The 14,972-nt window shown below is 60.7% G+C and carries 11 protein-coding genes; 8 read left to right on the forward strand and 3 right to left on the reverse strand.

The genetic code is table 11. From position 1 onward, the window contains the following. Positions 1-72: 72 nt before the first annotated feature. Positions 73-2,274, reverse strand: a complete 2,202-nt coding sequence (locus NQV17_RS12090) for a glycoside hydrolase family 3 C-terminal domain-containing protein (RefSeq protein ID WP_257772449.1) — start codon at positions 2,272-2,274, stop codon at positions 73-75. A 448-nt stretch (positions 2,275-2,722) separates the two neighbouring features. On the opposite strand from NQV17_RS12090, the gene NQV17_RS12095 reads away from it, so the two are divergent. Further along, a complete protein-coding gene (locus NQV17_RS12095) occupies positions 2,723-3,049 on the forward strand; it encodes a hypothetical protein (protein ID WP_257772450.1) in 327 nt (108 codons plus the stop codon). Beyond that, entirely contained in the window at positions 3,046-5,475 is a 2,430-nt protein-coding gene (locus NQV17_RS12100; protein WP_257772451.1) for a glycoside hydrolase family 55 protein, read from the forward strand. Before NQV17_RS12095 ends, NQV17_RS12100 begins: the two co-directional genes overlap by 4 nt. Before the next feature lie 154 nt (positions 5,476-5,629). On the opposite strand, the gene NQV17_RS12105 is transcribed toward NQV17_RS12100, so the two are convergent. Then, positions 5,630-5,794 carry a hypothetical protein gene (locus NQV17_RS12105; protein WP_257772452.1) on the reverse strand — a complete coding sequence of 55 codons (165 nt, stop codon included), beginning with the start codon at positions 5,792-5,794 and terminating at the stop codon, positions 5,630-5,632. A 431-nt stretch (positions 5,795-6,225) separates the two neighbouring features. Between NQV17_RS12105 and NQV17_RS12110 the strand changes: the two genes are divergently transcribed. Beyond that, the gene (locus tag NQV17_RS12110) at positions 6,226-7,368 is read left to right on the forward strand and encodes an acyltransferase (RefSeq protein WP_257772623.1); all 1,143 of its coding nucleotides are present in this window, start codon (positions 6,226-6,228) and stop codon (positions 7,366-7,368) included. A 363-nt stretch (positions 7,369-7,731) separates the two neighbouring features. On the opposite strand, the gene NQV17_RS12115 is transcribed toward NQV17_RS12110, so the two are convergent. Continuing rightward, the gene (locus NQV17_RS12115) at positions 7,732-8,937 is read right to left on the reverse strand and encodes a polysaccharide biosynthesis/export family protein (RefSeq protein ID WP_257772453.1); all 1,206 of its coding nucleotides are present in this window, start codon (positions 8,935-8,937) and stop codon (positions 7,732-7,734) included. A gap of 563 nt (positions 8,938-9,500) precedes the next feature. Between NQV17_RS12115 and NQV17_RS12120 the strand changes: the two genes are divergently transcribed. The 5 genes from NQV17_RS12120 to NQV17_RS12140 all read left to right on the forward strand — a co-directional run bounded on the left by NQV17_RS12120 (position 9,501) and on the right by NQV17_RS12140 (position 14,863). Further along, complete coding sequence (locus NQV17_RS12120) at positions 9,501-10,547, forward strand: dehydrogenase (protein ID WP_257772454.1); 1,047 nt, start codon at positions 9,501-9,503, stop codon at positions 10,545-10,547. After that, a complete protein-coding gene (locus NQV17_RS12125; RefSeq protein WP_257772455.1) occupies positions 10,544-11,125 on the forward strand; it encodes an SIS domain-containing protein in 582 nt (193 codons plus the stop codon). Before NQV17_RS12120 ends, NQV17_RS12125 begins: the two co-directional genes overlap by 4 nt. Then, positions 11,122-11,853, forward strand: a complete 732-nt coding sequence (locus NQV17_RS12130) for a sugar phosphate nucleotidyltransferase (protein WP_257772456.1) — start codon at positions 11,122-11,124, stop codon at positions 11,851-11,853. The genes NQV17_RS12125 and NQV17_RS12130 overlap by 4 nt, the downstream gene beginning before the upstream one ends. Next, positions 11,843-12,415, forward strand: coding sequence for a D-glycero-beta-D-manno-heptose 1,7-bisphosphate 7-phosphatase (gene gmhB / locus NQV17_RS12135; RefSeq protein WP_257772457.1), 573 nt, complete (start codon positions 11,843-11,845; stop codon positions 12,413-12,415). The genes NQV17_RS12130 and gmhB overlap by 11 nt, the downstream gene beginning before the upstream one ends. 162 nt (positions 12,416-12,577) lie before the next feature. Beyond that, positions 12,578-14,863, forward strand: coding sequence for a GNVR domain-containing protein (locus tag NQV17_RS12140; RefSeq protein ID WP_257772458.1), 2,286 nt, complete (start codon positions 12,578-12,580; stop codon positions 14,861-14,863). Positions 14,864-14,972 lie beyond the last annotated feature (109 nt).

Raw genomic sequence — 14,972 nt, forward strand, 5'->3', positions numbered from 1 at the left:
GTACGAATCGACGCGTTGTGCGCGGGTGCCGGGCGGCGTTCCACCCGACACCGGCATCGTCAGGCTGGCTGCCTAGCTGCCCTGCAGCCGGATATCGCGCGACGACGCGCCGACATACACCGTCCCGCCGGGCACGACCTTCCAGCCATTGCGCGACGTATCCCACACGCTCTGCATCCGCGGCGACACGGTCACGCGGACATGCCGTGCCTCGCCCGGGTTCAGCCGGATCTTTTCCCAGCCGACCAGCCGCTTCGGCGGTTCGTCCTTGTATGGCACGCCGAGATAGACCTGCGGCGTTTCCGCGCCGGCGACACGCCCGTCGTTGCGCACGGTAAACGCGACGCTCAGCGAGCCGTCCCGTTGCCGCGACACCGACAACCCGGAATACGCGAAGTGCGTGTACGACAGCCCGTGGCCGAATTCGAACATCGGCTTGATGTTGCGCGCGTCGTACCAGCGGTAGCCCATGTTCAGCTTCTCCGCGTAGACGGGATCGTTGTCGAATGCGCCGCCTTGCCCCCACGTCGGCGTGTCCTGGTCGCGTGCCGGGAACGTGACGGGCAGCTTGCCGGACGGGTTGACAGCGCCGAACAGCACGTTCGCGATGGCCTTGCCGCCGCCTTCGCCCGGATACCACGCCTCGACGATCGCCGACACGTTGTCCTTCCACGGCATCAGCACCGGATTGCCGCTCTGGACGACGACGATCGTGTGCGGGTTCGCCCGCGCGACCGCTTCGACGAGCGCATCCTGATTCGACGGATTCGCGAGGCTCAGGCTTTGCAGATCGCCGAAATCCTCGCCGGCCGGCTGCGCGACCACGACGATCGCGACGTCCGAGCGGCCCGCGAGCACCGCGGCCTGGTCGATTTCCTGCTGCGTGTACGCGCGGAACGGCGACTGCTGGTCGCTGTTGCCCGCGAACGTGACCTGTGCCGCCGGCGCGAGCGCGCGGATCGCCGCGACGATCGGCACGTCGACCTTGAGCCACGGATTGTGCCACCAGCTGCAGCCGGTCGACGCCCCGAACGTCAGGCCGCCGCAGCCCGCGAACGAACCGGTGACCGGATCGCGCGTGTTGCCCGAGCCGCCGCCCGACAGCACGGCCGCGTCGGCGTGGCCGCCGATCACCGCGATGCGCGACAAGGCCGCGGCCGCCAACGGCAACTGGTTGCCGTCGTTCTTCAGCAGTACGATCGACTGCTCGGCGACGCTCTGCGCGAACCGGTTCGCGGCCGCGAAATCGATCGTGCCGCCGCCCTTGGCCGGATCGTCCATCACGCCGACGCGGATCATCACCGCGAGCTTGCGGCGCACCATGTCGTCGAGGCGCGCGGTCGATACCGAGCCGTCCGCGATCGCCTGCTTGACGGCCGCCGGCGTCAGGTAGACCGACGGGCCGACGTCTTCTTCCTCGTCGAGCCCGGCGTTGATCGCGGCGGCCGTGCTGTGCGTGGCACCCCAGTCGGATTGCACCTGGCCCTGGAAGCCCCATTCGTTCTTCAGCACGTCGTTCAGCAGATGCGTGTTCTCGCACGCGTACGCGCCGTTCAGGCGGTTGTAGCTGCACATCACGCTGCCTGGCTGCCCGCGCTTCGCGGCGATCTCGAACGGCAGCAGGTAGAGCTCGCGCAGCGTGCGTTCGTCGATCTGCGTGTTGCCGCCCATCCGGCCATGCTCCTGTTCGTTGCCGGCATAGTGCTTGATGGTCGCGATGACCTTCTGCCGCTGCGTGGCGAGCGTGCGCTCCGCGAGCAGGTCGCCTGCGAGCAGCGGATCCTCGCCGAGATACTCGAACAGCCGGCCGCCGCGCGGCTCGCGCGCGAGGTTGGTGCCGCCGCCGAGACCCATGCCGAACCCTTGCGCGCGCAACTGGATCGCGACCTGCTTGCCGTAGTCGTACGACAGGCGGCGATCCCAGCTCGCGGCGACGGCGATCGTGGCGGGGAAGGTCGTGCTCGCGAGCGACGTGCTGCCTGAGCCGGTCGCGGAGTCGACCATGTTGAGATCGGGAATGCCGAGCCGCGGCACGCCCTGGATGTAGCCGGCACCGCCGTTCGGCACCTTCGACATTTCGTATTGCGAATGGATGAACTGCAGTTTCTCGTCGAGCGTCATCTTGCGCACGAGGAGGTCGGCGCGCCGCTGCGCGGCGGACGACGCGAATGCGTCGGCGGCGTCGCCCTGCGAATTGAAATCGGCGTTGCCTGCGTAGGCGGTGGTGCAGAGGGTCGCTGCCAGCACGACGGCCGGCCAGTGTTTGTCCCGCATGTTGCTCTCCATGATCGTATTGCCGGTTGTTGTTCGGATGATGTCTGGAGCTGCGCACGTCCGGTGGATTCGCACCGGACGTATTCGGCTGGCGATGCAGGGTGGTTGCGCGTCGGCATGCCAGACCAGGCGGGGAATCGTTACGGCCGGTTGGGCCCGATCGGACAACGCGGACGGCGACGCGGACCGTCCGACACTGCCGAATCGGATGTAGCGATTCTCTGCAGTGGCTAATCGTACGAATGTAGTTTGACTACAGCATCGGTGTTTCTACTGATACGTATGATCTTTTTTCGATGCGGGTGTGCGATGCGGGGAAAAGGCGGTAAGCGTTCCTGATTGTGCGTGTGCAGCAGGGTAAGAAGTACCCGGGGGCGGTCGTTTCGAGGGGAGGTGGATCGGGGGCGGCGACGGGAGGCGTGTGGGGGATTCGTTGCGTGTGCATCGAATGGGCAAGTCATTCGGCCGGATCGTTCTCGCCGATTCGCGTGCCGCATCGCTCCGTGCTTCGGTTACCGAACGCACAATTCATCGGGAAAATCGTTCTTATTCTGCAATGAATGGGTGCGTGCGATCGTGCCTGATTTCTCTTCATGAAAACAAGAAAAAGGATATCTGGTCTGGCAGGGTTGATTTGCGGCGGCGTCTTGCCTGGCAGCCGCATGCGTTCCTGCAGCTGCACCTCGAGGATTCGGAAGACGTAGCTTCCGACCGTCCAGCCGTTTTTTACTTTTGCATCGCGATTGAATTGCGATGGTATGGAGCGCTTGAATGACAACAGAATTTCCGGCTACGTACATCGTTGGCACGGCAACGGGCCTGACCGCACGACCGCTTCTGCAGGAATTGGTCGACCTGCCGATGAGCGTACGGCGGTTTGGCGTGAAGGGGGATGGTGTAACCGACGATACGGTCGCGCTCCAGACTGCGCTCAATGCCGGGATACCGCTGTATTTCCCGCCTGGCACTTATCTGTATAGCAACACGTTGACCGCGACGGCGTCGATCATCGGCGCCGGCTGGGATTCGATCCTGCAGTGCACGACTTCGCAAGGCCAGAATTCGGTGATTTACTGGCGTAACGCCAGCAATTTCAAAATTCAGAATCTGCAGTTCTTCTCGAAGAATGCGACTGCATATTACCCGGACGAGAACGCTGGTTCGATCAACCTGCTGAGCTGCAGTCAGTTCGAAATTTCGGGGTGCAAATTCAACAACTCTGCCAGTGCAGGTGCACTGATGCGCAGCTGCGCCAATGGCAAGGTGTTCGGCAATACCCTGCTCAATATCTGGCATGACGGCATTCACGTCACCAAGGCAAGCTCGGACATCACCATCACGAACAACGAAGTGATCAACGGCGGCGACGACGCGTTTGCGGTGGTGGGCTATTTCAACGAGGGCGTGCGTCCTCGTCGCGTGACGATTGCAGATAACCGGATTGTCGGAACCAAATATGCACGCGGGATAGCGATTGTGGGTGCTCAGGACATCACGGTGGCCGACAATCAGATCTACAACCCAATGGGCGCAGGCATCTATGTCGCGTCGGAGCTGACGAGCGTTTACCAGTCGTACGGCAACGACAATGTGACGGTTGCCAATAATGTGCTTGATACGTGTGGGGTTCAATCCAACATCGGTGCAATCGTCAATGCTCCAAATGGACCGATCGGCTATGGGGCATTGGCGGTGACCGCGACGGCTGGATTCAATAATTCGAATATCACGATCGTCAATAACACGATCAAGAATGCGGCGGGAACGCCGATCGGACTGTGGCAGCCGGGGGGAAGCAACATCCACGTCAATATTTCTCAGAACACGATCAGCAATGCATGGGATCCGAACAACAAGAACGGATTCCCGTTGACGACGATCAGTGCGACCTCGGCGTCCCGGACGCTGAACTTTGCAAATATTCCTGGCGTCGCGGTCGGCATGACGGCCTGGTATTTCAACGGATCGACCAGCGTGGTGATCGGCACGGTCGTGTCGGCGAGCGTATCGACGGTGACGCTGGACCGGAATGCGAACGTCCCGAGTGGTGCGACCGTGATTTTTTCCGGCGTCGGCTTGTTCGGCTCGACGATCGCGACGACCGCGTCCGCCGCGAGTGGCGCCACATCGTTGACGTTCGCCACGACGACCGGCGTGACCTACAACGACAACTATGGTTTCGGGTCACCAGGTAACGAAACGACAGGGGTGTCGGTCGGACAGGGCGTCAGCGGTACCAACATCGCGGCTGGAACCTTCGTGGTCGGCGTGACGGCGAATACGGTAACGCTCAGCAAGGCGACGACTGGCACCATCGCAAGCGGCGCGTCCATCGTCTTTACCCCGATGGTGTGCATGACGTCTCAAACGATCACGACCTCGGCCGCAGCGGCGGCGGGAACCAACACGCTGACGTTTACGCCGTATCCGTCGGCACGCGGCTGCGCGGTGGGGCAAGGCGTATCCGGAACGAACATCCCGGTCGGTACTTACGTCACGTCGGTTTCCGGGAATGGAAATGGCCCGACCGTCACGCTGTCCAATAATTTCACGGGTAGCGGAATTGCCAGTGGCGCGTCGATCACGTTCACCGGAACCGGCGGACTGAGCGCCGTTTCCGCAATCGCGCTGTACAACACCCGAGGATGCATCGTCTCGAAGAATCAACTGTCCGGCGTCTCGAAGGACGGAATCTACGTGGACGGATCCTGCACGTCGTTCACGGAGATCAGCGGCAATACCGGGGAAAATATCGGATGCTGCAACGGCTTCGCGCGGCTCATCACGGTCGGGACGCTCACGGCCGGGGCATCGCTCAAACTGCGGGGGAATTATATGGCTCAGCCGCTCAATTATCCCCGCGCGGTCGATGCGTTGATCTCGTCGAGCTCATGGGCCTACACGTCGTGGAGCGAAGACAATATCGCGCAAAACGGTTTTGTCGGCTTCGGCGTGCAACTGACGCCGGTTGTGCAGACGGTGAGTGCTTCACCGTGGACGTTCGCGAACAGCAACCCGAGTGCGGTCAGCATGTCGGTCGCCGGCGGTAACGTGTCGTCGATCAGCGTGTCGCGAAACGGACAGCAGGCATATGCCACCGGGCTGACGAACGGTATGGTCGATCTCAAGCCGGGCGATGCGATGACGGTTACCTATAGCGCCGCGCCGACGGTCACGATGATTCCGAGGTTGGGGCAGTAGCGCTCATCCGGCGTTCAACTCGCCGGATGGCAAGTCATGCAGCGAAGTCACCGGAGACGAGGGAGCCGACGACCGTTGCCGACGCCGCGCATCCGGCGCATTTATGGCGTCACAACGGTGGTCGTATCCACGACGATCACGGCATTCGTCGACGTCATGACTGCAACTGGGGGCGCGAAGATAGTAACGGGGCGTGCAATTCGCGAATCGGTTGAATCGTGTCGATCGGCGCCAGCCATTGCGTGACGTCGTTGACGTCTGCGCCGATCAAGACCGGTGCGAACGAGGTACCGGTGGCGTCGCCGATGATACGGGACATGGAATCAGATCGAGCGAGGTCGACTGGAATTGACCGCAACCGCCGTGTCTCGTTTTGAAACCATCTCTAGGCTAAGTAATCTGCCGCACGGAAATGCACGGTCCTGTTTTGATATTAAACGAGGTTCAAGAGATGTGTCGTCGAGGCAGATTGCTCGTCTCGGTGCATCAACGAAATCATGTCCTTATTGAAAGATTGTTATCTGTGGCATGAGGCGTGATGGACTGGGCGATGCCACTCGATGTGTACGTCGTATTTGTGTGCGACGCGTGGGTATAGCGATCGGCGCGACGTCGTCGACGTTCGCGTTCCTCAAGATCGGGGTGAGCGAAGGGCTGGCGGCATTGGTGACGAACCGGCTCAAGCAGTGTCCGCTATTCGTCGTCGATGATCGGCATACTCATCTCCACTTCTTCGGAAAGGATTCGAGCATGTTGAATTCGGCGGATTCCAGCCGCTTTCACCACATCGACGCCATGCGTGCCGTTGCCGTGCTATTCGTCATCTGGACGCACTATGCAGAACGGTTCGCTCCGCTGGCAGGGTCACAAACCTTGCTCGACACGCTGCAGCGTTCCGCCAATTTCGGAAGAATCGGTGTGGTGATTTTCTTCGCGATCAGCGGCATGCTCATTCCGACCAGCTTGCGGGGCGAAATCGGCGAGGGTACGCGACGCTTCCTGATTCGTCGATTTTTTCGCTTGTATCCGGCTTATTGGCTGACGCTCCCTCTGGGTTATTTGATTTACTGCCATTTGTTCAACAGGCAGATGAATATCGTCGAGCTCATTGCAAACGTAACGATGATTCCCACCGCGTTTGGGCAGGCGTTGATTATGCCTCATGCGTGGACCCTGGAAACGGAACTGTACTTCTACGGGTTATGCCTGCTGTTGTTCTGGTGCGGTGCGCTCCATCGAATGCGCGACCTGTATTTTGTCTGCACGGCACTCTGCGGCGTGTTTGTCGTGACTCTGGGGCTGGGGCTCATGCCGGTCGCCACCCTGGGGCAGTACAAGGCTATGCCGTTTCACCTTGCGATCATGTTCTGGGGCGCCTGCTTTCGCCTGGCGTATGACAGGCCTTTTCAAACGCTGCGGATTCGATGGGCAAGTGGCCCGCGCGCTCACCTGTCGCTGACTTACCGATCGGCGGTGGCCACATTGACGGTGCTGATTGTGAGCATTGCGGTGGCGGGGGCGATAAACGACTGGCGGCATCACAACATGGAGCATCTTCCGTCGTCGCTGGCATACGTCATTGGCATCGCACTGTTCACATTGCTGGCGACCGTGTTGAAGCTGCAGGTGCGCTTGTTCTCATGGCTCGGCGAAATCAGCTACTCGATCTATCTGCTGCATGGCGTTCCGCTTTACGCGACGTTATGGTTGTGCGAGCGCTTTCGGTTAGTGGGATGGCCGCTCGGCCTCTACATGATTGTGGCGATCGTTCCACTCATTCCGTTGTCGTGGGCGGGGTATCGATTTTGCGAGTCGCCCTGCGCGCGGCTCGGACATCGATTCGCCGCAAATCGACGAGATCGCGCACCTGTACCTGACAAGGTGAGGAGTTGACCGCATTCAGATGCACATTGTGGGCGATCTTGACAACGACCACGAGCATCGTTGCCGGTACGGCGGCCAGCCGCCTGGCGAGCGCAGATTTTTTCTGCACGAACCTATGGTGCCGCCCCAACCGTCACGATGATTCCGAGACCGGGGGCGGTGACGTATGTTCTGATTTTGACGTGCAGGCGGGGGCGGATCATGCCGACCCGCTCCCCGCGTTCAGTCAGGTAACGATGTAAGCGATCGCCGATCGTCGGGATGGTAGATGTTGTGTATTACGAATGAATTGTCGAATGCCTGAGAGGGTGTCCGGTCATTTCGACGCGCGCGCTGGCCCGCCATGGTCGACGCGCGCGCCGACATGCCGGATTACTTGGTGAGGAGCGCGCCGGTCAAGCCCGCGCTGATCGCTGGCAGCAGCAGATTCAACACACGACTGGCCCGGACGAGCCCGGTGTTGTCGACATAGACGATGTCCTTCGACGCAAGCGGAAATTGGTTCGCGAGCAGCATGGAAACCGGAGATTGCATGTCAAGGTGATAGATGACGGGCGCATTGCCGTCGGTCGCACCGCTGTCGGCTGCATTGCGCAGCACGAAAACCTGCTTGGCATTCGAGGTCTGCTGGTTGAGTTGACCCGCCTGCGTGAGTGCTTCGCTCAGCGTGAGCGAACCGTCGCGAAGTGGCGTAACGGCTTGCGGCTTGATCACTTCGCCCATTACGTATACGGGGTTGTCGTCACGTGCACCGACATGCACCATGTCGCCAGGCTTCAGCATGATGTCCGCCGGATTTTTTCCCGCCTTCATCATTTGGGCGACATTCACCGGATAGATCGTGCCGTCGCGAGTGATCATGACGCGACTTTGATCCGCCGTCGGCGCAAATCCGCCGGCGCGGCTGATGGCTTCGATCAACGTCATCGGAATGTCGTTGATGGTCTGCGCTCCCGGCGTGCGCACGTCGCCGTCGATATACACCTGTGTCGCGCGGAACGATGCCACGCGGACCGTTACCTGTGGTTTGACGAATACCTTGCTGAGTTCGGTTTTGACCTCGTGCTGAATTTGCGCAACGGTTTTCCCAGCCGCGTGGATGGGGCGTGGTACGTACGGGAATTGCACGTTGCCGTTGCTGTCGACGACAAAACCGGGCGCCGCGTCCGCAGTCTTCGTGTTCGGCACGGGCTGGCCCGCAGCCGTTGCGAACTCCGGATGATCCCACACCGTGATCTGTAGCACGTCGCCGGCGCCGAGCTTGTAGATGTCCGGCTTCGCGAACAGGTTCTGCGGGATCGTCATGCCGGCCGCGCTTTTCTGTGCGGCCCGGATCTGCCTGATCTGCGTCAGGTCGATCCGCCTGACCGGAATCGGCATATCGCTGGTGACTTCGCCGTTGTCGCCGGTCGTGACCGGCAATGCGGTCGAGTTCATGTGTTGGCCCGGCACCACCGCGCATGCGGAAAGCATCACTACGATCGCAAGCGAGAGCGCCGCACATGCTCGGCGCCTGATGGGCGCAGCACGATGGTTCATGTTCGGCATCGGCAGGCCGAACCGGTGATCATTGTTCATGTCGTTTTCCAGCATTGTTGATGCGGGAGTAGTTCGAACTGCAAACCGTTGTCCCGCGTTTGCGCGATCATCGCCAGGGGGCCGGGGAGGGCGTGCCGGGCGGTGACAGCGGCACGTTTCCGTGTCGACACCCCCGTCGGTGCTTCGGTCGGCGGCGCTACTGCAATCGGGCGACCGAAGCGAGCGAAGCAAGTGACCATGCCCGTGTTGCGCGAATCCGACATTGATGAGTGATGTCGTACCGCCCGCCGCGCGGCGAGCTGTACCCCGGTTCCTTTCATCGGAAGCGAGTGAAGCGTAACGCAGGTTGACCGCTTCCATTTCGTCGGGACGTTTTAATGTAAGCCATCGCACGCAGCATGTTGTGCGTCTGTCGCATAGTTCTCCCATCGGACATGGTCGCGCATTTCCGGCGGCAGGGCTGCGTTGCGTGGCGATGCGAGTTTGCGGTCTGGTACGGGTGATCGACGTGACGATCCGGGCAATCGGCCCGGCATGAACCGGACGCAGACCAGCCGCCGTACTAGCGTGCTGGCGCCGACTCATTCTCTGCGAGAGATTTCATGACACGGTTTATTGCCCGTTCGAGGGCTCCTTTGCGATTGGGTTTGGGTGGTGGCGGAACGGACGTGCCGCCTTATTCGGACCGCTTCGGCGGCCTCGCGCTCAATGTGACGATCGAAAAATTCGCTTATGCGTCGATCGCGCCGCGAGATGACGCGAAGATCGAACTGGTAGCGGCTGATACGGATACGCGCTGGATCGGTCCGGTGTCGCCGATGCTCGAGGTCCAGCACGGTCTCGGGCTGCATGTTGGCGTCTATAACCGGATCGTCAGGGACTTCAATGGCGGGCATCCATTGGCTGTCACGATCACGACGTGTTCCGAAGCGCCGCCGGGGTCCGGACTCGGATCGTCGTCGACGATTGTCGTTGCACTGGTGACAGCCTTCTGCGAACTGTTGTCGTTGCCGCTCGGCGAATACGACATCGCACATCTTGCGCATGACATTGAGCGAGCCGATCTCGGTCTTGCCGGCGGCAAGCAGGATCAGTATGCGGCGACATTCGGCGGATTGAACTTCATGGAATTTTACGGCGACCGGGTGATCGTCAACCCACTGCGGATCAAGCAGGAAATCAAGGCCGAGATGGAGGCGTCGTTGGTGCTGTATTACACCGGTGTATCGCGGGAGTCGGCCAACATCATCAAGGAACAGAGCGCCAATGTCGTGGAGGGCGTCGTCGATTCGGTCGCCGCGTTGCATGAGGTCAAGGAAGAAGCCGTACGCATGAAGGAAGCGGTACTGCGGGCGGATTTCGACCTCTTTGCCGCATCGATGCGGGATGCGTGGGAATCGAAGAAGCGCATGGCGAAGAATATCTCGAACCCGATGATCGACGATCTGTACAAGGCCGCGGTGCGGGCGGGCGCCAAGGCGGGCAAGGTTTCCGGTGCCGGCGGCGGTGGTTTCATGATGTTCTTTGTCGATCCTGTCGAGCGATCGTCCGTGATGCGGGCGCTGAGTGCATACAAAGGGGTCAACGGTGAAGTCCTGAACTGCACGTTTACTGACATTGGTGCGCAATCGTGGAGAAAGAACGCATGACGATCGGTGTGAAAAGCGAAATCGAGCAGACGCTGTCCGTCCTGAGCGGACTGCTGGCCGATCAGGAGCAAATCGCGCGGATCGGGCGCGTCGCGGAGCGCGTGGCGACGGCGTTGCGGGCGGGCAACAAGATCTTGCTCGCGGGCAACGGCGGCAGCGCTGCGGATGCCCAGCATATTGCCGGCGAATTCGTCAGTCGCTTCAATTTCGATCGTCCGGGTCTCGCGGCTTTCGCATTGACCGTGGACAGCTCGGTGATGACTGCCATCGGCAACGACTACGGGTACGAGAAACTATTCGAGCGCCAGATTCAGGCGACGGGGCGTCCGGGCGACATCTTCTGGGCCTATTCGACCTCCGGGCGTTCACCCAACATTCTTCGGGCGCTGGACGCCGCGAAGGCGGCAGGCATGTTCTCGGTCGGATTTACCAGCAACGGGCCGGGCGCCGCGGAGATGCGGCAGCGTGCCGACATCTGCATCGAGATCCCGTCTGCTTCGACGCCGAAGATTCAGGAAGGACATCTGGTGTGCGGTCATATCATTTGCGGCATCGTCGAAGAGCAAATCTTCGCATGAGTACGACGTTGCCGTGCCTCATCCTGGCGGGCGGCCTCGGCACGCGGTTGCGTTCGGTATTGGGCAATGAGCTGCCGAAGGCGCTCGCGCCGATCAATGGCGAGCCGTTTCTGTGCTGGATGTTGAAATGCCTCTTGCAGCAGGGTGTGACGGAAGTGGTGCTGTCGCTGGGTTACGGCAGTGGCCGGATCAAGGATCTGCTTCGGACTCGCAGCTTCGGCATGGCGATTTCCGTCATCGAGGAAGACGAGCCGCTCGGTACCGGCGGTGCGATCGTTCACGCGATCAGAGCCCACGGTACGTCGGACATGATCGTGCTGAACGGGGATACGTTGTCGAATCTGGATCTGCAGCAGTTGACGGCGTTCTATCGCGAGACGCGTCCGGATCTCGTTCTGGCGGCAACCTCGATGCATGACGCATCGCGCTACGGCACACTCGATTTCGACGCAAAGTCCCGGCGGCTGTCGGCATTCGTGGAGAAGCGTCACGGACACGGGTACATCAATGCAGGCGCATATGTCGTCAATGCGCGGAAGCTGCTCGGTTTCGACTTGCCCGAGAAGTTTTCCTTCGAGCAGGCGTTCCTGGGCGAACGGGTTGCCGAACTCGACGTCCGCGTCTTTCCCGAGGTCACGGAATTCATCGATATCGGCGTTCCGGACGACTATGCGCGGGCGCAAACGGTCATTCCTCTGATGCTGGAGGCCGGAATCAGTGAAGCGTAAAGCACTGTTTCTCGATCGTGACGGTGTGGTCAACATTGACTCCGGGTACGTTCACCGGAGGCAGGACTGCGTTTTCGTCGAGGGGATCTTCGATCTGGTCCGGCTTGCCAATGCAAGCGGGTATCAGGTTGTGATCGTCACGAATCAGGCCGGCATCGGACGAGGTTACTTTTCCGAAGCGCAGTTCGTCGCATTCATGGACTGGATGCGCGACGCATTCGAAGCGCGAGGCGCAAGAATCGATCGAGTCTATTTCTGCCCGCATCATCCGGTAGCCGGCGTGGGCGCCTACAAGCAAGCATGCGCTTGCCGGAAGCCGGAGCCAGGCATGCTGTATGAAGCGCAGCGCGAACTCGATCTGAACCTGTCCGAATCGATCATGATCGGCGACAAGTCGTCGGACCTCGAGGCCGCCATGCGCGCGGGGGTAGGACGACGCTTCCTGTTCGCCGGCGATCGGGGCGATCAGGCGGCGCATGCTGCTGAAGCCGAAACGATTTTTCGCCTGTCCGACGTCGGGGCCGCGTTGGAATGGATCGGCGGCCGTTCCGGGCAGGCGTAGCGTGCGATGCACTCTTCGCGGAGGCACGCGGGCGAAGCATCGCGGTGCGGTTTGCTGCACGTCGTACCGATTCAGGCAGGAGTGTGCATGACGAGTCTTATTTTTCAGACGAGACGGAATCCTGATCGGGCCTGAAGGGATTCCAGCTGGATTTTCAATGACATGAACGTGAACAACAACGCACGTAAAGTGACGAATTCCGTCGGCTCGTCAATTCTGGAGTTTGGCATGAAGATGGAAAGACCTTCATCGAGCGTGCACCGCAATAGAGAGCAAGAGGCTACCTCTGGAGCACTCGGGTTGTCGCCGGTCGACATGCTGGAGAACGTATTCGAAAACTGGCGCATCTTTCTGGCCGTTTTCGCCGTGTGCTTGCTGACGGCACTCGCCTATGCGCTCGCGGCAGCGCCGGTCTACTCCGCGGACACGTTGATCCAGGTCGAGGAAAACAAGGCCAGCGCGCTAGGCTCGCTTTCGGCGATTTCCAAGGCGCTGGATATTCAGAATTCGGCGGTGACGGGCGAAATCGACATCGTTCGCTCGCGTTCGGTCGTCACCGAAGCCATCGATGCAACGGCTGCGCAAGTCAATGTTTCGGTGGAGCACCGCTTCCCGCTGATCGGCGGCCTGATCGGTTCGCTCATGTCGAAAGACGCGAATGGTCTCGTCGCTGCGCCATTCGGCTTGTCATCGTGGGCCTGGGGTGGCGAGCGCCTCGAATTCAATGCGTTCGACGTTCCCTACGCGCAGATCGGAAAGGCGCTCGAGTTCGATTATCTCGACGGCAACCGGTTTCGGTTGAAGGACGGCAGCGGCCGGCAGGTATTGAGCGGCGTGGTCGGTGAACTGAGCTCGGCGAATGGCTATCGGGTCGATGTGTCGCGGATTGTCGCGAGGCCCGGTGCGCAATTTCGCGTGCGGAGCATTGCCAAGGATGCCTGCCTCGACGCGGTCCTGAAGAAATTGAGTGTGACCGAAACCAAACGCCAGTCCGGCATCATGCTCCTGAATTTCGAGGATGCCGATCCGGTATTTGCCGCCCGCATGCTCAATGCGATCGCGGAGAGCTACCTGAACTTCAACGCGAGACGCCGTGCCGGCGATGCCGAGCGCAGTCTTTCGTTCCTTAACACCCAACTGCCGATCGTCAAGGCGAGGCTGCAACAGGCCGAGCAGGCGCTGAACGCATTCCGCAACCAGCAGGGTTCGATCGATGCGCAGGGCGACATCAAACTGCTCGTGGATCAACTTGCGTTCGTCGACAAGTCGCGGCTCGAGGCGAAGCTCGAATATCACGACCTGTTGTCGAAATATGTGCCAGGCCAACCGCAGGTCGTCGCCGTAGCCAACAAGATCAAGGAACTGGATCAGCAGGCAACGGTGCTGAAAGACAAGGCCGCGCGTCTGCCGTCTCAGCAGCAGACGTATTTGCGGCTGGCACGCGATGTCGAGGTAAATAATCAGCTATATGTCGGATTGCTGAACAATACGCAGCAGCTTCAGATCGCGGAAGCCGGTACGGTCGGCAATGCATCGATTGTCGACAAGGCGGTGGTCAGCGACAAGTCGGTTCGGCCAAAACGCGTGCTTGTCGTCCTGATGGGCGCCGTGATCGGGTTGATGCTTGGTTTTTCGGTGACGCAAGGCCTTGCGTTCCTGTCCGGACGCATTCGTAACCCGGATCGACTGGAGTCGGCGATCGGCATCCCGATACTGGGTGTACTGCCGAATTCGCCGCTCGCGCTTCAGAGCGACACGAAAAAGAAGTTCGCCCTCGTGACGAAGGATCAGGCCGACGTGCCGCTGGCCGATGCGCTCGAAAGCCTGACTCTGGCGTTGCAGTACAAGTTGCGCGCGGACCGGCGCGAATCGAAGCTCGTTCTGGTTTCTTCGGCGGTGCCCGGCCAGGGCAAATCGATGATTGCGGCCAATCTTGCCTACCTGTTCTCGCAGAAAGGCCTCAAGACCCTGATCGTGGATGCCAACATGCAGACGCCGGCACTTTGTCGCTACCTGCCCGTGACCGCGACGAAGGGATTGGTCGACGTGTTGAAAAATTCGCTTCAACCCGAGAGCGCGATTACCTGCGTGACCGACAACCTTCATGCGCTGTTCGCCGGCAAGAACGGTGCGTCGGTGAACCGGTTCTCGGCTGCGGATCTCGACCGCGCGATCGCCTCGTTGCGAGGCAATTACGACATGGTCATCGTGGATGCGCCGACCGCACTTCCCGTAGCGGCCGTCGCCACATGGTCGAGGTTTGCCGATATGACGCTGCTGGTGGCGCGACAAGGCTTGGTCAGCATTGCCGGCATGGCGGAGGCCGTCGACGGTCTGGGCAAGGTCGGCGCACGCGTGGACGGGCTGGTGTTCAACGGCTTCGAGCCTTCGTCGCTGAGTTGCGTCGTTCGCCGCGCGAGCATGCATCTCCGCCAGCGTGACGCGTGATGCCGGGCGCGGTCTTTCGACGTCGAACTCCGCGCGGTGCGCAATGCTAGCGGTGGGATGCGATCCGGGGCGGCCGCGGTTTGAATGAGCGATTTGAGATTATCGGGCG

Origin of the sequence: Burkholderia sp. SCN-KJ, assembly GCF_024656005.1 — a bacterium.
In the GTDB taxonomy this organism is placed as follows: Bacteria; Pseudomonadota; Gammaproteobacteria; order Burkholderiales; family Burkholderiaceae; genus Burkholderia.

Bases quoted from the DNA above. Each gene is read 5' to 3' on its own strand.
- NQV17_RS12090 (WP_257772449.1), bottom strand. From the start codon at position 2,274: ATGCGGGACAAACACTGGCCGGCCGTCGTGCTGGCAGCGACCCTCTGC.
- NQV17_RS12095 (WP_257772450.1), top strand. From the start codon at position 2,723: ATGGGCAAGTCATTCGGCCGGATCGTTCTCGCCGATTCGCGTGCCGCA.
- NQV17_RS12100 (WP_257772451.1), top strand. From the start codon at position 3,046: ATGACAACAGAATTTCCGGCTACGTACATCGTTGGCACGGCAACGGGC.
- NQV17_RS12105 (WP_257772452.1), bottom strand. From the start codon at position 5,794: ATGTCCCGTATCATCGGCGACGCCACCGGTACCTCGTTCGCACCGGTC.
- NQV17_RS12110 (WP_257772623.1), top strand. From the start codon at position 6,226: ATGTTGAATTCGGCGGATTCCAGCCGCTTTCACCACATCGACGCCATG.
- NQV17_RS12115 (WP_257772453.1), bottom strand. From the start codon at position 8,937: ATGAACAATGATCACCGGTTCGGCCTGCCGATGCCGAACATGAACCAT.
- NQV17_RS12120 (WP_257772454.1), top strand. From the start codon at position 9,501: ATGACACGGTTTATTGCCCGTTCGAGGGCTCCTTTGCGATTGGGTTTG.
- NQV17_RS12125 (WP_257772455.1), top strand. From the start codon at position 10,544: ATGACGATCGGTGTGAAAAGCGAAATCGAGCAGACGCTGTCCGTCCTG.
- NQV17_RS12130 (WP_257772456.1), top strand. From the start codon at position 11,122: ATGAGTACGACGTTGCCGTGCCTCATCCTGGCGGGCGGCCTCGGCACG.
- NQV17_RS12140 (WP_257772458.1), top strand. From the start codon at position 12,578: ATGAACGTGAACAACAACGCACGTAAAGTGACGAATTCCGTCGGCTCG.